The sequence below is a fragment of the Adhaeretor mobilis genome, assembly GCF_007741515.1.
Lineage (GTDB): Bacteria > Planctomycetota > Planctomycetia > Pirellulales > Lacipirellulaceae > Adhaeretor > Adhaeretor mobilis.
Window position 1 is genome coordinate 3,827,737 of record NZ_CP036263.1, and the last position, 20,943, is coordinate 3,848,679.

A 20,943-nucleotide genomic window follows, 5' to 3' on the forward strand; every position below is an offset into this window, starting at 1 on the left:
CGGAGAACTTATTGAGTCCTCGGATGTCGTGTTGCTTCCTCTGAGAGCCTTCCAGTGGAAGGCGGATATTGCCTAGCTAAGCCAACCTCGCAGATAACTCTTCTGGCTATCGTCGAAGCCACGCAACTCCATCGCGGCGTGAAACTGATTCCCGGAAATCGGGAATCACTGCGCCGAGGCTTTCACGCCTTCTGAGGAAAAGACAATATTATCGTCGTTGTCCAGCGGGAACACGGCCAGCGGCACGCCCTCTTCCCACAACGAGCGTTTGAGCTGCCTGAGATCTTCATAGGCATCCGGGTAAACCCAGGCGACTACACTCTCGGTGGTCGAGCGACGGCGGCGAAGTCGTTGCGTGAACTTTGAATTCGGCATGAGGGCTTGCTCGATCGGCTGCCCGACCTGCTCAGAGGTAGGCATGAATTCTCCGGTAATCACCTGCTTGACCTTTGCAGAAGCCATCAGTGGCGTAGCGGTCACAGGGATCTCGGAGTACTGCGAGAGCGTCAACCGCATCCGAAAGCCGTCGATCGGGCCTGCAATATCAACGGCCTGGCCACGCTCTCTCACGCCTTGACGAAGGTAGGCCGCTCCGTTGCGAATCTCGTCCAGCAGTTCGTCAGCTGGCACAATCGCCAGCCTACCGTTGCGGAGCCGTACGTGGATCGAATCATCCTCAACTTCTCTCGCCAGAGGCGTGGGAACACAAATCAGCTCTTCGGACTCCTCGGTCTGCCCAACCAGAGCCATCTGCTGCTCGGAGAGTTTTTGTAGTTCTAGCTGGGCAGTGACCAAGTCCCGCTGGACATCGAAATCCTCGCGGGCCTGCTCGTCGAGTAATTCGCGCCGCCTAGCGAGGTCTTGCTCTTGGACGCTTTGCAGGGTGAGGAGTCTCTGTCGCTCTGCTTCTAAGGCCAAGCGGTCTTCGATCACCTGCCTAGCTCGCTCGACCTGTTTGGCGTTCTCACGGTCCGCGAAGGCTATCTCGCGCCGCAAGGCAAGCACTTCTCCTGCAATATCTTGTGGGTTTGCAGTGAGAGCATTTATGTCTCCCTGGTCAGGACTAGGACCTGTTTCCAACGAAACCTGTTGGAGCTTCCCATCAGTCTCAGGAGAGGCGAGAAGCACACCTTGGGAAGCTCGCACGCCGACGACCATAACCAAGATAATGAGGATGCCGACGATGTTCGCTACGATATCGAGGAACGAGTCCTCACCGGGCATCCCCTCATCGGATTCGGCGCGTGCTTCTCTAGCGTGTGACACGAGGAGTTCCTTCCGAGGATGTTCTCGCCACGGTAGACGACCTAATGTCCACACCGCTGCCTGACAGCAGTCGAGCTAGGTTGTCTGCCTGGCGCTGTGCATCGGGATCGACATTCAACATGAGCACTGGCTTCCAGTGCATGCTGCGTCCAGCCAATCCCCACTCTTTGGTACGGCGCTGCAATTGCACCGCGAACTCGTCCAGCACGCGGCCGGTTGGTTGATCGAAGGAAACGAAGCCGCTAGGTCCGCTCGAACGGCGCCCATCGCCCGAGAGCAGCTCGAAACCTTCTCTGCTCACGACCACGGCAATCGGCCGCCGCATGGCCATTGATGTCTGGCGCGATTTCTTGAGGGCCCAATCCGCTCCTCGCTCGCCGGCAGCACTTTCGGCTTGTGGCGTGTTGGAGAAGGTTTGTGTCGAGCCGGCTTGCTGACCACTCTGGCCGGGGGAAGGCTGACCGCCGCCAGCGCCCCCTGAGGCCTGCTCCGAACCGGCGGAACCGCCTGCTGACCCCTTCGACGAACTACCCCCTGCGGCCCCCTGATCGGCTGTAGAGCCGCTCGCTTGCGAACCACCAGGTGAGCCGCCGGTACCATCCCCAGAGCCGCCTCGCCCTGATTCACCTGCCTCCGAAGAATCGCCGGCTTGATTCTGCCCCTGGGCATTCGGATCGCCGGAAGTACCGGACTCCCCAGGATTACCAGCCCCATCCCCAGCCACGCCGCCCCCTCCAGTCCCACCACTGCCCGAACTCGCAGAACCGCTGCCTGGAAAATTAGGTCCCGAACTGCCGGCGTTGCTTCCGCTTCCTTGCCCGCTACCGAAACGATTGTCGCTTTCCGATGCCACTGACGTGCTCAGGCCATCAGCGCTTGCGGATTCCCCGTACCGATCGGATGCTCCGCCATTGCCAGTTCCGCCGTAATCGATGTTCGCATAGTTCTGCCCACGATAGTGCTGGCCGCCGGAGCCGGGCCCAGAGCCGTAGCCCCCACCCGTTCCCCCGCCACGCCCAACAGCAACGCGAGCGAATCGACGTGGGGCCGCCTTCGCGAGCCGCTCCTGCTGAATGCGAGCAAACTCTACAGCGTGACTCTGAGTGTTAGCCAGACGCGGTTCGACAGCCGGGAACTCGAGCTGCTTTCCCTCTGCAATGAACTCATAGCCGAAGGAAATGTCCGCCACCTTCAACGCAGCCAGAGCCTGTCGGTAAGCATTTCGTCCCGAAGGACGTACGATCAGCAGGGGATAGGGATCCAGCGGCTCCTGGCCCGTTGCGGCTGCTTCCTTGTTGTAGTGGGCCTGCGTCGCACGCAGAGCGGCAGCCAGAGCGTTACCCGGTCGGAGAGGCTTCACAAAGTCCTTCTCGGTAAGTTCGATTCCGCCTGGCTGCACGACGATCGCCTCTTCCAGACACTCGATGAATACCGGCGGGCGGAATGTGCCGTTGGGGCCACGGTAAGGGAGAATGGCATACGTCTTCGGCCGCTTCGCCTCCCCCTGCATCTCTTCTACTTGGTCGCTCGTCTCTTCGATGAGTTGCTGCAATCGGGCCAGTTCGCTCTTCGCTTGCTCGCTGTCGACTGTGAGATCGCCCTCAGCCGCTTTGAGTTGCCCATTGTTGATGTATAGTTCCGCCACGATATGCTCAAGCCGCCTAGCGTGTTCCTCAAGGTGGGCTAGCTGAGCTCGCTCGTTGGCAACGCGTTGGGAAAGCTCCCGGGATTGCCGAGCTTGCTCGTCGCGAAGCTTGCGCAGCAGCTGCAACTCGGCGATCTTGGAGTCGAGTTCGCCGGACGTTTTCGCCTTGGAGGGCGCAGCTGCCGCCGCGACATTCGCCGTCGAGTCAGTAGCCGATTGCGTGGCGCCCTCTTTGGCAACGCGCGACGCCTGTTCGGCGAGCACGACCAACAGGACGAGCAATGCGCCCATCGTGCAGAGCAGCACTGCTAAAAAGGGAAACAGGCTGACCGCTTTCGAGTTATCTCTAACCGCGCGGCTCATGCAGCGTAGCTCGTTGGCTCCCCAGCTTCCGTGTCATCCACACTACTCAAGGCAATCTCAGTCGCCTGCGGCGATGGTTGGCCCAGACGCGAGCTGAGCATCTGTAGCGTTGCGGAAAGGCTCATCACGGTCTGCTCGAAGTGATGCGAACCGGCCAGCGAGCGGAGATTGCTATTTAGCGCCTCTTCCAATTTGCGAACTTGCCCTGTGGCTTCCACCACCTGCAGTAGAACGTCGCCCTGCTTAATAAGTTGTTGCTGCTGGGCTACTGTCGTACCAGCGGCCTCGATGAGCGCGGCTTGCATGTCCTTCAGCAGTTGCTCGCTGCGAGCAACCAGTTCTTCCTGCCGCGTGGACGCGACCAGGACTGCTTCGCCAAGGGCACCTTCAACGTCGGAGAGATGCTGTCGGTTTTCGTTGGCCAATTGCGTTTCCGATGCAATAAGCGTTTCGGTATGCACTTCATAAGCCTCTGCCAGAGCAGCAACGTACTGGGTGGCACCTTGTTCCATGACTTCTGTCAGCTTCAACGTACCCGTGTTGAGTACGCCTGCGTGATGCTGCATGCCATCGTTCATGACGGCTGAGTGCTGTTCGAGCCCTTCATTGAGGATTTCCGCGTGGCGAATGAGTGTCTGTTCGAGCTGCTCCGCAAAACGGCCCACGCTCTCATTCAAGCCCGTCGAGTGTGTCTTTAAGCCACGCGAAAGCCCGTTCGCCAGCGCTGTGCTTACGGTCTCAGCTGTGTGATCGGCAAGTTTGGACCACTTTTTGCTTGTCTCCTGCAGCGAGTTGGTCAGTAGGTCTGTCTGCTGCTGGCAAGCTGTATCTACAACAGCCAGAAGTTGTTCTGAAGCGCGCAGAATCGAAGCCATGTGTGGATCGTGCGACGAGCCATATTGCTTGAACCGCCCCACAAGCTGCTCTTCGGCTCGTTGATCTACGGTCGATAGGAGGTTGACTTCCACCCGTTCGACAAGGAATTTTGAGAACAGTAAGACCATCGACAATGCCAGCGCCAGCGCGGTTGTATCAAATGCCACGCTCAAACCAGAAATGACCTGGGGGAGCGACTGCTCCATCTGGCTACCCGAAAGCTGCGCAATGGCCATCGTGATACCGATAACCGTGCCCAAGAATCCTAGAATGGGTATCGTGGAAGCGATGATCCGTACCGAAGCATAGCTATGATGCATTCGTCCCAGGTCAATGTCTTGCAGATGACGCAAGTGTTCTTCTAACGCGTCTGCCGTGCCCCGCTTGCTTACGTACTGCAAGGCATTTCGCAGTCGCCGCACAAGGTAGCTGTCTTGCAAGCTAGCCGAGCCACTGTTGACCTGCCGCAACAATTCACCCGTGTTTTCGACACTCTCTCCTTCGGCTGACGGCGTCGCAAGCCCCGTGCGTTCCAACGACCCGAACTGAATCGCCAGCCCAAGAAGCTTGATGACCAATACCGCAGTACCAATGCAGAATAACGCAACCGTGACATTCTCGATCCAGTACCCATTGAAGTACCGCTGGACAGCGCTACCCTCGGGAAAGCTGCGAACGAACACCGCGTAGAAACCAAGATAGGCGAGCCCACCCCAGATGATCGACTGCCGAAGCAGCCATTCAGAAATGCTAGTAATACGCGACACGGCGACCAATCCTTTGTTAGTAGTCTTTCTCATCCGACGTCTACTGACGCCACAAACAGCTAAAGCTGGGAGCTGGTTGCTCCCCCTCATAAATCCCGCTTAGCCTTCCCTACCAACCAACGCGCACGGTGATCGGTCGGAGAGGACCTTCCCTTATAGAATCGGCACAACCGTCAAAATTTACTGAGCCGAAATCGACGAAAACTGCCCATCGATTGCTAGCACTGATTGCTGGGGATTTCAGAACTAAAGCCGGATAGTGTTGGGCGGGTTCTGGCAAGCGAGGTGGTTAGCAGGTTCCTGCCAGAACTTGCTCCACTGTTTCCTTCCTACCCTTGGTGCGAATTCAAGCGAAACCCTGTTGCAATGCGGCCCAGAAGACCAAAAATCGGATTTCCTTGACCAACCGGCAAAGATTGCCAAAGCCCCAGGCACGTGAGGGACGATACCGTTCTTACTGAATAAAACACACGCCCGCGACAATCAAACTGACGCGGCGACGAAACATCCCAGGGGGGATAGCAGCCCGAGCTCGACCATCGTCGACCGGGCTGCTTTTGTTTACATGCTCTTGAAGAATGGCCTACTCTGGAACGTAAGTCGCGTAACATTTGGGTGTTTCCCACAGCCGCACTTCAACGATGGGCACCGCCAGATCGAGGCCTTTCGTTTCCGTATAGATCAGCTTCGCAATATTCTCGGCCGTAGGATTCTCGTCCACCAGGTAGAGCGGTTCGCCCATTTCCTCGAGGATCGGGACCACAGGATCGGCCCGATTAAGTAGCATGCGGTGATCGAGATTGTCGTCGATCCAGGTGCTCACAGCCTTCTTGATGTCCGAAAAATCCACGACCATGCCGCGATTGTCCAACTCGGGGCCCTCAATTGTGATGACCGCCGTACCATTGTGCCCATGCAGATGCCGACACTTGCCGTCGTAGTTGAGTAGCCGATGGCCGTAGCAGAAGTCGATTTCTCGGGTAACGCGGAACATGTTCTGAGGCTTCGGGAAGAAATTGAGGGAAATGGAAGCTGGTTTTGCTCCTGCCATTCTCCCTCCTGAGCCAGTCGTTGCAAGCCGGCGCTTGCAAGCATTGCCCCGGGCTTCGATACTGTTACTCACGCCTTGAACCTCAAAATGCAACTGATGCGATCAAATATGAATCACGCTCCCCGTCGCTCCAAGATCCGCCGACAACTCAAGAAGGAGGGGCTCGACGCACTACTGGTCACTAATTTCGTGAATGTGACCTATCTGACCGGTTTCACAGGGGACGACAGCTATTTGCTCGTGACCACGGATCGCGATATTCTCATTAGCGATCAACGATACTCACAGCAGCTGGAGTCGGAGTGCCCGGATGTCGATCTCCAGATCCGCGGCCCCGGCCAGAAGATGATCGACGATGTGGCCAAGACGCTCAAGAAGTGTAAAGTCAGTAAGTTGGGCATCGAAGCCAGTTCGATGACTGTTGCCCTCCGAGACAAGGTTGAGAGAGCCGTGCCCAAGGCTCGTTTGGAGCCCACCGACGGCTGGATCGAAGCGCTGCGAATGATCAAAGATCGCGATGAGATCGCTGCCACACGGCGAGCTTGCGAACTGGCCCGACGGGCATTCGAGGTCGTGCGAGCAAAAATCACAGGGGAGACCAAGGAGTCGGAGATCGCAGCCGACTTGGAGTACCAAGCTCGTCGATTTGGAGGCAAAGGGCTGAGCTTCACCCCAATCGTGGGCGTACAGGAACGTGCTGCCTTGCCCCACGGCACGGCGACAGAGCGGAAAATTGGTAGTGGCGACTTTGTTTTGATCGATTGGGGAGTCAACGAATCTCTCTACATGAGCGACTTGACGCGTATTTTAGCCACCGGTAAGATTTCGACGAAACTCCGTAAGCTGTATGGAGTTGTGCTTAAAGCGCAGCTGGCCGGAATAGCCGCCATCAAGCCGGGTGTGACCTGCGAGAAGGTTGATGCCGCAGCTCGCAAGGTCATTGAACGAGCCGGGCATGGCAAGTACTTTGGGCATGGGTTGGGACACGGCACCGGATTGGAAATCCACGAAGCACCGCGGCTTGCCAAGAATCAGGAGACGAAGCTCGAGGCGGGTATGATCGTAACGGTCGAGCCGGGCATTTACTTCCCTGAATGGGGCGGCATCCGCATCGAGGACGACATACTTGTCACGCGTAGCGGGCACGAAGTGCTGAGCAATGTACCCAAAGAACTCGATGAATGCATCGTTGGCTGAGTACCTTAGCCAGCGATAGTTAGATAAGACACATTCCAGGAGTATTGTTTAATGGCCAGCGGCGGAACCAACCCCAGTGATGTATTCGATGTTCGCAAGGTGCGACGTCTTGTCGAACTGATGAATGAGTACGAACTGGGCGAAATTGACCTCAAGCAGGGCGATCAGCGCATTCGTCTTCGTAAGGACGGCGACTTGCCCGTTTATTCCGCCCCAACAGCGGCAGCAGCACCCGCTCATGCGGCTCCGCAAGCTGCGCCCGCAACTGCCGGCGGAGAAGCGAGCGGTACGGCACCAGCAGTTGCCGACAACGCCAACTACATCACTAGTCCGATGGTTGGCACCTTCTACGCCACCGCCAACCCAGACTCCCCTCCCTTCGTAAAGGTGGGTGATCAAGTCGGCGGCGATACGGTCGTCTGTATTATCGAAGCCATGAAGGTTTTCAACGAAATCGCTGCCGAGTGTTCTGGCAAGATCGCCGCGGTGCTAGTCGAAAATGGCGACCCGGTGGAATTCGGCCAAAAGTTGTTTCAAGTTGAATAGGCCCATTGAGTTGCCGCTAGTCGTCCTCGCTGCCTACCGTTTTGTAGCAGACTGAGTTTTCGCCGCATTGGCCCGAAACCGATCGCCCCCAAGTCATGTATCAACGAATCCTCATTGCCAATCGTGGAGAGATCGCCCTCCGCATCATGCGTGCCTGCCGCGAGCTTGGCATCGAGACGGTCGCCATTTATAGCGAAGCAGACCGTGGAGCGAATTATCTCGACTTGGCCGACGAAGCGTATTGTGTCGGGCCGGCCAAGCCTGCCGATAGCTATCTGAAAATCGCCAACGTGATCAGTGCTGCCGAAGTAGGCAACGTGCAGGCGCTGCACCCAGGCTACGGTTTCCTCGCTGAGAACGCCCATTTCAACGAGATCTGCCGCAGTTGTAACATCGATTTCATCGGCCCGAGCCCCGAGGCCATGGCACAACTCGGCGACAAGAACGCCGCACGCAGCTTAGCGCGCAAGGCAAAGGTGCCGGTGGTGCCCGGAAGCGAAGGGCTCATCGAAAATGAAGAAGAGGCCCTCAAGTTCGCTCACGACGTCGGCTTTCCGGTCATCATCAAGGCCGTCGCCGGTGGAGGGGGCCGCGGCATGCGAGTAGCGGCTAATGATCTCTCGTTGAAGTCCGCATTGCAGCAAGCCAAGGCGGAAGCAGAAGCTGCTTTTGGTAACGGGGCTGTCTACCTCGAAAAATACATCGAACAACCACGGCACGTGGAAGTTCAAGTTCTGGCCGATACCCATGGCAACGCTGTGCACCTGTGGGAACGCGACTGTTCCGTACAGCGTCGCCACCAAAAGCTCATCGAAGAGAGCCCCAGCCTGAATGTCACGCCGAAGTCACGTAAGGCGATGTGCGAGGCAGCTCGCCGATTGATTATTGAAGCCAAATACACAAACGCGGCGACTGTGGAGTTCATCGTCGACAAGGACGGCAACTACTACTTCATCGAAGTGAACGCCCGCATCCAGGTGGAGCATCCGGTCACCGAACTCATCAGCGGCGTAGACCTGATCAAGCAGCAGATCCTCATCGCCAGCGGCGAAAAGCTCTCCCTAAGCCAGTCGGACATCAAGTGCACCGGAGCGGCAATCGAATGCCGCATCAATGCGGAAGATCCCAAGAAAAACTTCCAGCCCTGCCCGGGCAAAATTGAACGACTCATCGCTCCCGGCGGTTTCGGCGTGCGTTGGGAATCCCACGCTCACAGCGGCTACATCGTGCCGCCATATTACGACTCGATGATAGGCAAGCTGCTCGTACACCAGCCGACTCGCGAAGAGGCAATCGCAACCATGCTGCGAGCCCTGGCGGAGCTCAAGGTCGATGGCATCAAGACTACGGCCAGCCTGCACCAGGAAATCCTCAGCCACAGCGCCTTCGCTGAAGGCCGAATCGACACGACCTTCGTCGAACGGACGTTTGGAGGCTGACCTACTAGGGCGAGTTAAACAGCATCAAGTGTGGCATGGGGAGCTTGCCACCCAGCCCATTCTCACACAGGCAAATCTGGCTTAGAATGGGCTCAATCGATCTCGCCACTATCCGTGCTTGCAGGCTCTCCGCATTCACGTTTTCTAACCTAGAATCTCCGTCTACAAACTTCCGGACTCCAGATGGCTGAAACTCTCTCCCGACCTCCTCGCACGACTCACAACTTCCGCAAAGCAGCCATCCTGTTCGCAGGCGGCCCCGCACCGGGAGCCAATGCAGTGATCTCCGCTGCTGCTACTTCGTTTTTGCGGCACGACATCGAAGTCGTTGGCGTGAAGCATGGCTACTCAGGACTAGTGCAGTTCGGCCCAGACCATCCTTTGGTCGAGGGTGAAGACTACGTGATGTTCGATCACAAGATGCTCCGGCGTACGCGCAACTCCCAGGGCATCATGATCGGCACCGCACGGGCCAATCCCGGCAAAATGATATCGCATCCGTCTCACCTAGCTGACGAGGAACGCTCTGCCCCGTTGAAGACCGTTTACGAGGCACTACGTTCCATAGGGGTTGATGCACTCGTTTCGATTGGCGGCGACGATACACTGAAGACCGCCAACAAGTTCAAGATGTATCAGGACCGTCTGCCTCTCGATGCACACCGCATACCCGTGGTACATCTGCCAAAAACGATCGACAACGATTATCGAGGCATCGACTTCACTTTTGGGTACTTTACGGCGGTAAACTTCATCGCTGAAGAAATCCGCAACATGCTCGCCGATGCAGAAGCCAACCGCAGTTACTTCCTGGCGGAATCCATGGGCCGTAGTGCTGGCTGGCTCGCCTACGGTGCGGCGATTGCCGGTGAGGCGAGTCTCGTGGTGAGTGTCGAGGACATCATCGGTAAGTACCGGGCACAGGAGGAGTCGATCAACTCGAAGACTGGTGAGAAGACCACTCGCACGGTCATGAATCTTGACGAAGTGATTCCCCGCATTGTGGCCACCATGACCGCCCGCGAACGCGAAGGGAAAGAGTACGGCGTGGTCGTGATCGCCGAGGGCCTCGCAGAGTTCCTACCGAACAGCTATGTGGAAGGCATCGATCGCGATGAGCACGGTCACATCAACATTTCGGCGATTAATCTCCATGACTTGTTCGCCGACCTAATCGCCAAGGAATACAAACGCCAGTCTGGCAAGGATCGCAAGGTCAATGCCGTGCAGCTTGGCTATGAGGCTCGCTGTGCCAAGCCACACGCCTTCGATGTCATGCTCGGTAGTCAACTGGGCGTGGGTGCTTACCGGGCACTCGTGGAGCAACGGCTCAACGGCGTGATGGTTTCTGTTTCAGGCCAGTTACAACTCGAATACGTGCCTTTTGAAGATTTGGTCGACCCAGAAACACTCGTGACAATGGTCCGTTATATCGAGCAAGATAGCGATTTCCAGCGGCTGACTCGCTTCCTGGAAACCTACGTGAACGAAGGCGACGTGCTGGGCAATGCCTAATAAAGTTTTCGAAATTCTTGCAGCCGCATAGCCGATAAGCAATTGCATCGGGCCGATCACACTATTGAACGCTAACGAGCCATGTCTTTCCCAACACCGTTTTATCGCTGGCGACCCCATCCCTGGCACGGACTCAATGTCGGCCCGGATCTCAATAAGCTGGGTCCCGAAGCGCCCGTAGTCGTTCACGCCTATATCGAGATAACGCCCTTCGACCGTATCAAGTACGAGCTCTCGAAGAAAACCGGTTACCTGATCGTTGACCGGCCCAATCGAACGTCCTCGTTTTGTCCGACACTCTACGGCTTTATTCCGCGCACGTATTGCGGCGATAAGGTCCAGGCACTGATGGAAGGGGCGGAGCGAGGCGATGCCGATCCGCTGGATATTTGCGTCATCAGTGAACGACCCATTACCAAGTCGGAAATCATCCTCAAGGCGCGTGTCATAGGTGGCCTCCCCATGATCGACGACGGCGAGGCAGACCATAAGATCATCGCCGTGTTGGAAAATGACTACATGTGGGAAGGGATTAACGATGTCAGCGAATTGCCCGAAGTACTTGTCGATCGACTGCGACACTACTTCAGTACCTACAAGATGACCTCGCCGGACGAAGAGAAAGTACCCATCGACAAGGCCTACGGCCGGGAAATGGCTTCCAAAGTGATCAAAGCGGCTATGGCCGACTACGAAGAGCATTTTGGGGAGTGAGATTTACATCAGAAATAACCACATGAACTGGCCGGCTATTGCGAATCCCTCAATTCCAATGAATAGCCAATATTTGGCAGGACTTTCGGCACGTGTCAGTTCCCTGATTTCGCCCTTTTCAATCTCGTATGTAGAACCGCAAACTAATTGGATGCTGAAACAGACAGCAAAAATGCAAAACAGGGCGTACGAAAGCATTAGATAGCTCGAAGTTAATTCCAAAACTTTTAGCCGTCCAACGTCCCCTTGGTACTCGGCACGCCCGGCATCCGTGGATCGCTCTCTACTGCCATCCTCAGAGCGCGGGCCGTCGATTTGAACACCGCCTCGGCAATGTGGTGGCTGTTGCGACCGTAGTGCAGCATCACGTGCAAGTTGCACAGCGTGTTCGCGGCAAACGACTGCCAGAAGTCTTCTAGCAGTTCGCTATCAAAGTCGCCAATTTTGGCCGCTGGAGTAGGCGCGTTGTATGCGAGCGCGTAGCGACCGCTCAGATCGAGCGCCGTCGTGACGAGCGTCTCTTCCATGGGCAGTGTGAAATGACCGTAGCGGCGGATGCCCGCCTTGTCGCCCAGGGCCTGCTTGACGGCTTGTCCCAAGGCAATGCCGGTGTCCTCGACCGTGTGATGCTGGTCAACGTGCAGATCGCCATCCGCCGTCACCGTCAAGTCGAACGCACCATGCTTGGTAAATAGTTCCAGCATGTGGTCAAAAAAGCCCACGCCGGTCTTAATCTTCGCGATGCCGCTGCCATCGAGGTTGATCTCAACCTTGATCTTTGTCTCGTTGGTCTTGCGATCAATTTTGCCAATGCGGGTCATGCGTACACTCTAAACCTTAGCTTCAGTCATTGCAGGAGGCGGAAAACACTCTGCTTAATCGTATCACGGACAACGCACAGCGGCGAATGGTTCGAGGGACCTGAAACCGCGGGAATTGCCGATCTTGGGGCCCTCAGCCAGATAGTTCGCTACAATCGGAGGTTACGGGACCGTAGAAGCAGCAGTGCGGGCCCTTCCTCTCATCGCTCGACTCATCCTATCGATCTACCTCGGAGACCTTCAAGATGGCTCCCATGAAGCGACCGGCAACGAAGCCTTACCTCGAAGATCGCGAAGACACTTTGTCTCTCGACGCCCTCGCGCGCCGCTGGCACATCACGCACAACGAAGCTCGCCAACTGTTGGCTGAGGGCGAACTTCCCTTCGTACAGATCGCCGGGAAGATTCGCGTTCCTTGTGAAGCGATCGCCGAGCAAGAAGAGAGCTGGCCGTCACCTATCGAGAGCTAAGAACAGAACGCGGATGAACGCCGATCGGGCGGATACTCACGGATCAATCTATCTTCAAAATCTACTTTGATCCGCTAGATCCGCGTCCCATTATTGAGCTGTCGCTAAAGCGTCCAGTCGGGTGCTTGGGCACGCACCAACTCGGTCAACTTCAATAGCGTTGCCACATCGATTTGCTCGGTGCGGCAGTCCTCCGCAAAGTTCATCTCCGTGAGGATCGCATCGACCTCGACTTTGCTTAAATGCTTCTTCATGGCCGCTACGACATTCGCGCGCAGAAACTTGCGACGATGGATGAACAGCGCCTTGGTGAATTGGTGGAAGTACTTGAGGTCGGGCACACTCGCACGCTTTTCTGGATCCACCGCAATTTTCACGATCGCCGACTGCACCTTCGGTGGCGGCCAGAAAACCGAGGGCGGCATGATGCGGACGATCTGAGCATCAGCCTGGCTCTGGATCCACACACTTAGTGCGCTGTAATCCTTCGACCAAGGCTCCGCGATTATTCGGTCGCCCAGTTCTTTCTGTATCGTGACAGACATGCTGTGCGGCACGAATTCGCAAGCCAGCAGGTTACTAATGATGGGCGTGGCTATGTTGTAAGGCAAGTTTGCTACGAGCTTCAGTCGCCGCTCGGGTGCCACTTCTAATTGCTTGCCGATATGGGCCAAAACTTCCGGAGCGAACGTATTCTTGTTCTTTAACGCATCCTGTTTGAGCATCACAACGTTGTCGTACTTGAATAGCAGTTCGTTAGCGAGCTCGAACAGGTGACCATCGATTTCAACAGTCACCACAGATGCAGCCTGCTGGGCCATGAGTTCGGTGAGCGCGCCAGTGCCCGTGCCGACCTCTAGCACCACATCTCGCTCATCGAGATCGGCAGAATCGACGATCATGTGCTGCAGATTCAGGTCAATCAGAAAGTTCTGCCCGTGCCGCGTCGCAGGCTGAATGCCCATTTCACGGAAGCGCTTCATTAAGAAGCTTTTGGTCTGGCGATTGACTGGAGGTTTAGGTGGCACGGTGATTATTCTTCTATTCTTCAATGTTAGTGCGGAAACCGCCGAGTTGACGCTCGACATACTTGGCGAGAACGTCGGTCTCCAGGTTAATTGTGTCGCCCACTGCCCGCTGTCCGAGAGTCGTGACGCTCAGCGTATGTGGGATCAGAGCAACACTAAATGCTTCGTCACTCACATCAACCAAAGTCAGGCTAATCCCGTCAACGGCGATTGAACCCTTACTGGCCATTTGCTTGAGCAGTGGCGCGGGAGCGTTGAACCACATGGTACACCACTGGCCGTCGTCGTCCCGTGATTTTACCGAGCCTAGCCCATCGATGTGACCCGTAACGTAGTGCCCGCCCAGTGAATCGCCTACTTTGAGCGACGATTCCAGATTAACACGAGCGCCGGGAGCGAGTTCACCAAGATTCGTACGACTAAGGGTTTCCTCACCCGCCTCAAACGAAAGCCTTGCTCCGTCGATTTCGACGACTGTCAAACAACACCCATTCACGGCGATGCTCGCCCCAATCTCCGCAGCAGGTGCTAGGCTCTGCGTTTCAACAATCAGACGCGCACCGGGATCTTCGAGGCGAAATTCGCCCACGGTGCCGAGATCTTCAACCAATCCGGTGAACATGCGGCTCGCCCTCTTCTTCGGGTTCATCAGAAGGGTCCCCGGGACGGGACTCACCTGCTGCTGCTCTTTTGCTTGACTCATCGGTGGTGGGGCGAATTCTTGTTCGCCAGAGGTGCAGCACTGCGGGAGCCGCTGCATAGACGCCGCATAGAATGGGGACCGCGTACCAACGCACAGCGATTAACGCCAGCAGTGCAAACACGATCACCACGAGCTGCGAAAAGGACTTCTGCCCTTTCAACGCTATCGTTACCAAGTGAGGATAGGGCACACGGCTGACCATGAGCAAGGCGATAATCATCGAGTAGGGCGGCAACAGCCATTGCAGCCAAGCATCGTAGTCGTTGAAGTTCACGTAATTCAGCTCGTTGCGAAGCGTATACGAGAACATCGCACAACTTGCGACTACGGCGGCCGCGGCAGGAGTGGGGAGTCCCTCGAAGGAAGTATGGTCGTCCTCTTCGTCCGTCTCGACGTTAAACCTTGCCAGTCGTAACGAAGCACAACAAGCAAACAGCGCCGCGATGCACCAAATGGTTTGGCGGTGGAGCTCCGTGAATTGCGGGCACATCTTCACCAGCAGGATGGCTGGAGCGACGCCAAAAGAGACCAGATCGCAAAGGCTATCAAGTTGCCCACCAAAGTCGCTGGTCGTGCGAGTCATCCGTGCGACTTGGCCGTCGAACATATCAAATAGCATGGCTAAAAAGATTAGCATGCCGCACAACATGAGATTGTGCGTAGGATCTTGACTGCCGAGGATGGCTCCAAATTCCTTGATGGACCCCAGTGTCGGAGCCGGTTGAGCATCTACCAAGCCCGCCTTATCGATCCGAGAGGCCACAACAATTGCGAAGAACCCGCACACGAGGTTGCCCAGCGTGAACAGTGTCGGCAGAACGGCAACGGCTCGGATACGTCTCATCGAATTATTTCTATTTCACCACGGAGACACGGAGGTTTCGAGTCAGGTCTAGCGATCAGCACACAAACACTTAGTTAATAAACACGTTCTGCAGCACGTTTTTCGTCGATACCAAGAAGCCCATCGAGCAGTTTCTTCGTGCCCTCCGTGACTCCGTGGTTAATCAACAAACCTTGCAATAATTGTCGACCCAGCCTGAATCTTCTGTCCGATCTCGACTTCTGCCTTCACTGCGTCGCGGGGAAGAACGATTTCGGTCCTTGAGCCCAGCTTTATCATACCAAACTTTTCACCTCGTTGGACCGATTGCCCAGGCTTGAGGGCACACACGATGCGTCGGGCGATGAGGCCTGATATTTGTCGCACCGCAAATCGTACCGCCGGGCGCAGGTCATCTTGGAAGCCGATCCACATGAATTCATTGCGGATCGCACTCTCAGGGTTCATCGCGTTGAGAAACTCGCCCGGTTTGTAGTTTAGATCCACAACCTTCGCGTCGCGAGGCGATCGATTGATATGCACGTTGAAGATCGAGAGAAAAATGCCAATCCGCAGGGCAGGGCCATCGAGGAAGTCGTAGTGATCCAGCTCCGTAATCTCTGCAATGGTGCCATCCGCTGGCGATACGATTGCATCTGTATCGTCTGGCACCTCACGATGCGGGTCGCGAAAGAAGTAGACGATCAAGCAAAGGATAATGCCGGGGACCACAGCCAGACATTTCCACCAGCCGGGAAGAAAGCAGGTAGCCACGGTCAGCCAGAAGAGAGGCCACCCCATCAGCTGCAATTCAGCCAATCCCCAGCGCGCAAACGGAATATCTTCTCGGCTGCGGAAAGGGTCATCCTCAGGCTTCCAGTGAGCCGTGCAAAGATTGCAGCAGTATTTCAGATCGCGAGGATCAAGGATTTCATGCGGTGCGCCTTCGGTGTCACCCAGTCGGAGCGCCGCCATCTTGTCGACGTAGCTCTTACAAAACAACTTGAGATACCAGCGTCGCAAACGCCCCCAGGCGAGTTCGATCGAATAGCATTTCCCGCCGCCGGGCTGCACGCTCTTGATATTGTCGGGGAGTTTGTTCACGTCAAGTTGCGATCGAAGGTCTAAGTGAAAACGTAGGGTACTGCCGAGTGGAGCGAGGCATACCATAAACGAGGGGCAAGGTATGCCTCGCTCCACTCGGCAGTACCTTACACTTGGAAAACTTCACTACAACACCGGGCAAGTATCAAACCAATCGCGACCTTGCTCGCGCATCCATTCCGTGCATTCGTCAGGGCCCCAGAAGCCAGGGTCGTACATGTAGAGTGTCGGCTTGTCGCTTGATTTCCAACCTTCCAGCACCGGGTCGATAATCTTCCAGGCGGCTTCGACTTCGTCGGCGCGGGCAAACAGGCTCGCGTCTCCCTCCAACGCATCGAGCAACAGACGCTCGTAGGCCTCAGGCATCTTGCTCTTAAATTCTTGCTGGTAGTTGAAGTCGAGATCGGTCTGCCGCATTTTCATACCAGCGTCCGGGACTTTGGTTTGAAAATGCATCTGAATGCCCTCGTCCGGCTGCACTTGGATGACTAAGCGATTAGATTCGCCCAAGTTTTTCGGGCTATCGGCGAACAACTTGTGTGGAGGCTCGCGAAACTGAATAACGATTTGCGTTGTACGGCACGACATCGCCTTACCGCTTCGCAAGTAGAATGGCACCCCCTGCCAGCGCCAATTGTCGATCCACAACTTCAAGGCAGAGAACGTAGCCGTGCGACTGGTGCTCTCCACACCTTCACACGCTGTGTAGCCACGATACTGGGCACGGAAGGTATCTTTGCGAATTGCCCGCTCATCGAGTGGTCGTATCGCATGCAGGACTTTTACTTTCTCGTTGCGAATGGCATCGGCATCGTAACGAACTGGGGCCTCCATCGCTGAGATCATCACCAATTGCATGAGGTGATTCTGTACCATGTCTCGCATCACACCAGCGGAATCGTAATAGCCGGCACGGCTACCAACTTCGACTTCTTCAGCGACAGTTATTTGTACGTGGTCAACGTAATTGCGATTCCAAATCGGCTCGAAAATAGTATTCGCAAACCGCAGGACCATGAGGTTCTGAACCGTCTCTTTGCCGAGATAGTGGTCGATTCGATAGACCTGCTGCTCTTTAAAAACCTCGTGGACTGACTCGTTGAGCCGCTTCGCCGACTCAAGATCCGTTCCGAATGGCTTTTCAATCACGACACGACGCGGGCAATCGCAATCGTCGTTCAGGCCGCTCGCGCCAAGTTGTTGGATTGCAGGCTCGTAGAATCGAGGAGCCATTGAGAGATAGTAGACCCGTGGGCAAGGTTTGCCCTCCTCGACTTCAGAAAGGAACGAAGCGAGCGTCGCAAAATCTTCCGCCTCGCCAATGTCGCCCGGATGGTAGTAGATGTGCCCGGCAAACTCGGTCCACTTCCCTTTGTCGAACCCATCACCCACGAATTCTGCCGTCGTCTCGGCGAGGCTTTCTCGCCATTGATCGTGCGAGAACTTGCTCCGCGAGAACCCCACAACCCGCACGCCAGAAGGCAAACGACCTTTGACAAATAGCTTGTAGAGTGCCGGTATGAGCTTGCGACTGGTCAAGTCGCCTGAAGCACCAAAGATCACGAAGGTGGGAGGCATGGGAGGGAGGCGTTAGTTGGAGGGGGCGCAAGGCGCTGGTTTTGAGTGGAAGGGAGACGTACGCAGTTTTCCGCCTTCGCCCAAATTTTAACGGCATCCACGAGAACAACTAGCGCCCAATAACCAGCGCCTTAGATCGTCATTGCCGTAAAGCCGCCATCGACGTAGATCGCCTCGCCGGTGATGAAGCTGCCTGCCGTATGGGAGAGCAACAGCAGGGTGGCCCCGTTGAGCTCCTCTGCGTCGCCAAAGCGGTCCATGGGCGTGTGACGCATGATGTCGGCGATGCGATCCTCGCTGAGTATCTTGCGGTTTTGCTCGGCAGGGAAGAACCCTGGGCACAAGCAGTTTACTCGCACCTTATGCGGGGCGAATTCCCGAGCCACGTTCTTCGTAAGGTTCAACACGGCCGCTTTGCTGGCGGCGTACGTGTAAACCTTCGACAATGGCAGGAAGCTGGTCACGCTGCCCACGTTGAGAATCGCCCCACGGCCCGCATCGATCATCGCCTTACCGAACACCTGACAGGAGTAGTGCACCCCATTGAGATTGCTGCGAATGATCTTGTCGAATTCTTCCTCTTCGATCTCGAAGTACGGGGTGGCGGAGTTTACCCCCGCCCCGTTGACCACCGCATCCACCCGGCCATGCTCAGCGAGAACCTTGTCGCAAAGTTCTTGAATCGAAGCCTTGCTCATCGCATCGACCGAGGCGAATGAAGCGGAGCCGCCCTTCTCCTCAATCGACTTCACCCGCGCGTTGCCCCGTTCCTCACTGCGCCCGGCGACGACAACGTGCGCCCCGGCTTGACCTAGCCCCTCGGCCATCTCACCGCAAAGGACACCGGTACCGCCAATCACCACGGCGACTTGATCTTGGAAGCTGAATAGTTTTTCTAGGTAGGACATGGTTGCTCAGGGTTACGATTGTTCAGGGTTTGGGCGTTATTTTTTGAACCACAGAGGGCACGGAGATCACGGAGGTCTGTTTGGGACCATTTCCTAAGCATAGATCGTATAGGCCATGAAAGATATTTGTGTGGTTTATCCGCTGCGCTCTTGTTCTAAGACTGATAACTCTTTGGCAAGCAACTCGAGATTGATCTTATTAAAATCCCAGCTATATCTTGTGAGTAATAAATGCAATCGCTCATAAATCGGTGAGTTATTAGGCAATTCTTCAACAAGCACCCTTATTCGCTGATCGATTTCCGCGGAATACACAGTTAGATTGTTGTGCAAGATGTCGGTTAGCGGGTGATCCCCAGGTTTCCCATTTGGCATCTCCGTGTTCTCCGTGCCCTCTGTGGTTCAAAAACAATGTGGCCACAAGCTAAACAGGCTCCTTGCGCTCCTGCAGCCACTCCGCATGAAACATCTCACCCCGGGGCTTATCCGTTCGCTCGAACGTATGAGCACCGAAGTAGTCGCGTTGGGCTTGCAGCAAGTTGGCAGGTAGGTCCGCACGGCGGTAGCCGTCGTAGTAGGCTAGGGCTGTGGCAAACGCGGGCACGGGGATGCCTAGCACAGCGGCTTGGGAAACCACGTGGCGCCAGGCGTCTTGAGCTCCGTCGATCGCCTTTTGGAAGTACGGGGCGAGTAGCAGGTTCTCTAGGTTGGGGTCTTTGTCGAACGCTTCCTTGATCGTGTCGAGGAAGACCGCACGGATGATGCAGCCGCCACGCCAGAGCAGGGCACAGTCGCCATAGTTCAGCGGCCAATCGTGTTCCTTAGCTGCCGCTTGCAGTTGAACGAAGCCTTGGGCGTAGCTGACAATCTTTGAGGCGTAGAGCGCTTGGCGAATCTGCTCGACAAACTCTTTCTTATCGCCAGAATACTTTGGCTCAGGACCGGTAAGCACCTTGCTCGCTCGGACGCGTTGATCTTTGAACGAGGAAAGCCCGCGTGCGTAGACGGCTTCGGTGACCAGCGTACTAGGCACACCGAGATCGAGCGCCAGCTGGCTCATCCATTTGCCGGTGCCTTTCGCGCCGGCGCGGTCGAGGACTTTATCGACCAAGTGGCTGCCGTCATCGTCCTTCACGCTGAAGATATCCCGAGTGATTTCGATGAGGTAGCTATCAAGTTCGCCCTTGTTCCATTCAGCGAACACGTCGTACAACTCGTCGTTGGAAAGCCCGAGGCCCTCCTTCATCATCGAGTAGGCTTCGCAGATGAGCTGCATGTCGCCGTACTCAATGCCGTTGTGCACCATCTTTACGTAATGGCCAGCACCGCGTGGGCCGACCCACTCGCAGCAGGGGATGTCGTTGTTTGGGCCTACCTTGGCGGCAATTGCTTGGAAAATGGGTTGTACGTGCTCCCAAGAATCGGGGCTGCCGCCGGGCATCATGCTGGGGCCTTTCAGCGCCCCTTCTTCACCACCGGAAACGCCTGTGCCGCAGAATAGCAGGCCCTTCTCTTCAACGTACTTCGTGCGTCGCTCGGTGTCGGCGTAGTAGGTATTGCCGCCGTCGATGATGATGTCTCCCTCATCAAGTAGCGGAACCAATTGTTCGATAACGGCATCGACCGCTGGCCCAGCTTTGATAAGCATCATGACTTTGCGGGGGCGCTTGAGATTTTTTACCAATTCCTCGACCGTGTGGCAGCCAACGAACTGTTTCCCCTTGGCTCGGCCCGCCATGAAATCATCGACAACACTATTGGTTCGATTGTTTACAGCGACCTTAAAGCCGCGGCTTTCCACGTTCAGAGCAAGGTTTTCGCCCATCACGGCGAGGCCAATCAGGCCAAAATCACAATCAGACACAGCGGGGACCTATTCTTCTCGGATTATTTGGAGGTGAGTTATCCTATGATGATCGTTTGCCCTGGGCATTTGGTCAATATCCCGCTCCCTGTTCGTGGGACCGAAGTGCAGACTGACGACGTATTTGTCCTGAGATTGCGCACGTTCAATTCCGTTTTTCTGACTCTCCTGTTTACTTAACCGCTTCACTCTCCCCAGGACTACGCAAAGAATGAACCTGTGCAGATCAGGTTGCGTACGTGTTTTAGAGCAACTAACGTTTCGT

Annotated in this window: 18 protein-coding genes; 6 read left to right on the top strand and 12 right to left on the bottom strand. The window is 55.9% G+C overall.

Going from position 1 to position 20,943, the window contains the following annotated elements:
• Positions 1-165: 165 nt before the first annotated feature.
• The 4 genes from HG15A2_RS15110 to HG15A2_RS15125 all read right to left on the bottom strand — a co-directional run bounded on the left by HG15A2_RS15110 (position 166) and on the right by HG15A2_RS15125 (position 5,968).
• Positions 166-1,266 carry a hypothetical protein gene (locus HG15A2_RS15110; protein WP_145061021.1) on the bottom strand — a complete coding sequence of 367 codons (1,101 nt, stop codon included), beginning with the start codon at positions 1,264-1,266 and terminating at the stop codon, positions 166-168.
• Positions 1,253-3,274, bottom strand: coding sequence for a hypothetical protein (locus HG15A2_RS15115; RefSeq protein ID WP_145061022.1), 2,022 nt, complete (start codon positions 3,272-3,274; stop codon positions 1,253-1,255). Before HG15A2_RS15115 ends, HG15A2_RS15110 begins: the two co-directional genes overlap by 14 nt.
• Positions 3,271-4,950: a MotA/TolQ/ExbB proton channel family protein gene (locus HG15A2_RS15120; RefSeq protein WP_218931993.1), complete on the bottom strand. Its 1,680-nt coding sequence runs from the start codon at positions 4,948-4,950 to the stop codon at positions 3,271-3,273. Before HG15A2_RS15120 ends, HG15A2_RS15115 begins: the two co-directional genes overlap by 4 nt.
• Positions 4,951-5,500: 550 nt before the next feature.
• Positions 5,501-5,968, bottom strand: a complete 468-nt coding sequence (locus HG15A2_RS15125) for a 6-pyruvoyl trahydropterin synthase family protein (RefSeq protein WP_218931994.1) — start codon at positions 5,966-5,968, stop codon at positions 5,501-5,503.
• Between the two features lie 108 nt (positions 5,969-6,076).
• Between HG15A2_RS15125 and HG15A2_RS15130 the strand changes: the two genes are divergently transcribed.
• From HG15A2_RS15130 to HG15A2_RS15150, 5 genes are all read left to right on the top strand, one after another.
• On the top strand, positions 6,077-7,165 hold the full coding sequence (locus HG15A2_RS15130; protein WP_145061024.1) for a M24 family metallopeptidase: 1,089 nt from the start codon (positions 6,077-6,079) through the stop codon (positions 7,163-7,165).
• Positions 7,166-7,216: 51 nt separating this feature from the next.
• Complete coding sequence (gene accB / locus HG15A2_RS15135) at positions 7,217-7,711, top strand: acetyl-CoA carboxylase biotin carboxyl carrier protein (RefSeq protein ID WP_145061025.1); 495 nt, start codon at positions 7,217-7,219, stop codon at positions 7,709-7,711.
• Between the two features lie 95 nt (positions 7,712-7,806).
• Positions 7,807-9,150: an acetyl-CoA carboxylase biotin carboxylase subunit gene (accC, locus tag HG15A2_RS15140; RefSeq protein ID WP_145061026.1), complete on the top strand. Its 1,344-nt coding sequence runs from the start codon at positions 7,807-7,809 to the stop codon at positions 9,148-9,150.
• Between the two features lie 183 nt (positions 9,151-9,333).
• A complete protein-coding gene (locus tag HG15A2_RS15145; protein ID WP_145061027.1) occupies positions 9,334-10,665 on the top strand; it encodes a 6-phosphofructokinase in 1,332 nt (443 codons plus the stop codon).
• A gap of 81 nt (positions 10,666-10,746) precedes the next feature.
• Positions 10,747-11,379: an inorganic pyrophosphatase gene (locus HG15A2_RS15150; protein ID WP_145061028.1), complete on the top strand. Its 633-nt coding sequence runs from the start codon at positions 10,747-10,749 to the stop codon at positions 11,377-11,379.
• A 227-nt stretch (positions 11,380-11,606) separates the two neighbouring features.
• Here HG15A2_RS15150 and hisB read toward each other — a convergent pair whose 3' ends face one another.
• A complete protein-coding gene (hisB, locus tag HG15A2_RS15155) occupies positions 11,607-12,200 on the bottom strand; it encodes an imidazoleglycerol-phosphate dehydratase HisB (protein ID WP_145061029.1) in 594 nt (197 codons plus the stop codon).
• A 245-nt stretch (positions 12,201-12,445) separates the two neighbouring features.
• Between hisB and HG15A2_RS15160 the strand changes: the two genes are divergently transcribed.
• Positions 12,446-12,670 (top strand): MerR family transcriptional regulator, encoded by a 225-nt coding sequence (locus tag HG15A2_RS15160; RefSeq protein ID WP_145061030.1) that lies wholly within the window; start codon positions 12,446-12,448, stop codon positions 12,668-12,670.
• A gap of 104 nt (positions 12,671-12,774) precedes the next feature.
• Here the strand turns inward: HG15A2_RS15160 and rsmA are convergent, their stop codons facing one another.
• The 7 genes from rsmA to gnd form a co-directional block, all read right to left on the bottom strand.
• Positions 12,775-13,653, bottom strand: coding sequence for a 16S rRNA (adenine(1518)-N(6)/adenine(1519)-N(6))-dimethyltransferase RsmA (gene rsmA / locus HG15A2_RS15165; protein ID WP_218931996.1), 879 nt, complete (start codon positions 13,651-13,653; stop codon positions 12,775-12,777).
• Positions 13,654-13,711: 58 nt separating this feature from the next.
• The gene (locus tag HG15A2_RS15170; RefSeq protein ID WP_145064089.1) at positions 13,712-14,320 is read right to left on the bottom strand and encodes a riboflavin synthase; all 609 of its coding nucleotides are present in this window, start codon (positions 14,318-14,320) and stop codon (positions 13,712-13,714) included.
• The gene (gene pssA, locus HG15A2_RS15175; protein WP_145061032.1) at positions 14,301-15,245 is read right to left on the bottom strand and encodes a CDP-diacylglycerol--serine O-phosphatidyltransferase; all 945 of its coding nucleotides are present in this window, start codon (positions 15,243-15,245) and stop codon (positions 14,301-14,303) included. Before pssA ends, HG15A2_RS15170 begins: the two co-directional genes overlap by 20 nt.
• Positions 15,246-15,404: 159 nt before the next feature.
• Positions 15,405-16,328: a phosphatidylserine decarboxylase gene (locus HG15A2_RS15180; RefSeq protein ID WP_218931997.1), complete on the bottom strand. Its 924-nt coding sequence runs from the start codon at positions 16,326-16,328 to the stop codon at positions 15,405-15,407.
• A 126-nt stretch (positions 16,329-16,454) separates the two neighbouring features.
• Entirely contained in the window at positions 16,455-17,906 is a 1,452-nt protein-coding gene (gene zwf, locus HG15A2_RS15185) for a glucose-6-phosphate dehydrogenase (RefSeq protein WP_145061034.1), read from the bottom strand.
• A gap of 131 nt (positions 17,907-18,037) precedes the next feature.
• On the bottom strand, positions 18,038-18,814 hold the full coding sequence (locus HG15A2_RS15190) for an SDR family oxidoreductase (protein ID WP_145061035.1): 777 nt from the start codon (positions 18,812-18,814) through the stop codon (positions 18,038-18,040).
• A gap of 424 nt (positions 18,815-19,238) precedes the next feature.
• Positions 19,239-20,678, bottom strand: coding sequence for a decarboxylating NADP(+)-dependent phosphogluconate dehydrogenase (gnd, locus tag HG15A2_RS15195; RefSeq protein WP_145061036.1), 1,440 nt, complete (start codon positions 20,676-20,678; stop codon positions 19,239-19,241).
• Positions 20,679-20,943: the final 265 nt, after the last annotated feature.

Excerpts from the sequence above, each read along its gene's own strand:
- HG15A2_RS15115 (WP_145061022.1), bottom strand. The coding sequence starts at position 3,274 with ATGAGCCGCGCGGTTAGAGATAACTCGAAAGCGGTCAGCCTGTTTCCC.
- HG15A2_RS15120 (WP_218931993.1), bottom strand. The coding sequence starts at position 4,950 with ATGAGAAAGACTACTAACAAAGGATTGGTCGCCGTGTCGCGTATTACT.
- HG15A2_RS15125 (WP_218931994.1), bottom strand. The coding sequence starts at position 5,968 with ATGGCAGGAGCAAAACCAGCTTCCATTTCCCTCAATTTCTTCCCGAAG.
- HG15A2_RS15130 (WP_145061024.1), top strand. The coding sequence starts at position 6,077 with ATGAATCACGCTCCCCGTCGCTCCAAGATCCGCCGACAACTCAAGAAG.
- accB (WP_145061025.1), top strand. The coding sequence starts at position 7,217 with ATGGCCAGCGGCGGAACCAACCCCAGTGATGTATTCGATGTTCGCAAG.
- accC (WP_145061026.1), top strand. The coding sequence starts at position 7,807 with ATGTATCAACGAATCCTCATTGCCAATCGTGGAGAGATCGCCCTCCGC.
- HG15A2_RS15145 (WP_145061027.1), top strand. The coding sequence starts at position 9,334 with ATGGCTGAAACTCTCTCCCGACCTCCTCGCACGACTCACAACTTCCGC.
- HG15A2_RS15150 (WP_145061028.1), top strand. The coding sequence starts at position 10,747 with ATGTCTTTCCCAACACCGTTTTATCGCTGGCGACCCCATCCCTGGCAC.
- hisB (WP_145061029.1), bottom strand. The coding sequence starts at position 12,200 with ATGACCCGCATTGGCAAAATTGATCGCAAGACCAACGAGACAAAGATC.
- HG15A2_RS15160 (WP_145061030.1), top strand. The coding sequence starts at position 12,446 with ATGGCTCCCATGAAGCGACCGGCAACGAAGCCTTACCTCGAAGATCGC.
- rsmA (WP_218931996.1), bottom strand. The coding sequence starts at position 13,653 with ATGAAGCGCTTCCGTGAAATGGGCATTCAGCCTGCGACGCGGCACGGG.
- HG15A2_RS15170 (WP_145064089.1), bottom strand. The coding sequence starts at position 14,320 with ATGTTCACCGGATTGGTTGAAGATCTCGGCACCGTGGGCGAATTTCGC.
- pssA (WP_145061032.1), bottom strand. The coding sequence starts at position 15,245 with ATGAGACGTATCCGAGCCGTTGCCGTTCTGCCGACACTGTTCACGCTG.
- zwf (WP_145061034.1), bottom strand. The coding sequence starts at position 17,906 with ATGCCTCCCACCTTCGTGATCTTTGGTGCTTCAGGCGACTTGACCAGT.
- HG15A2_RS15190 (WP_145061035.1), bottom strand. The coding sequence starts at position 18,814 with ATGTCCTACCTAGAAAAACTATTCAGCTTCCAAGATCAAGTCGCCGTG.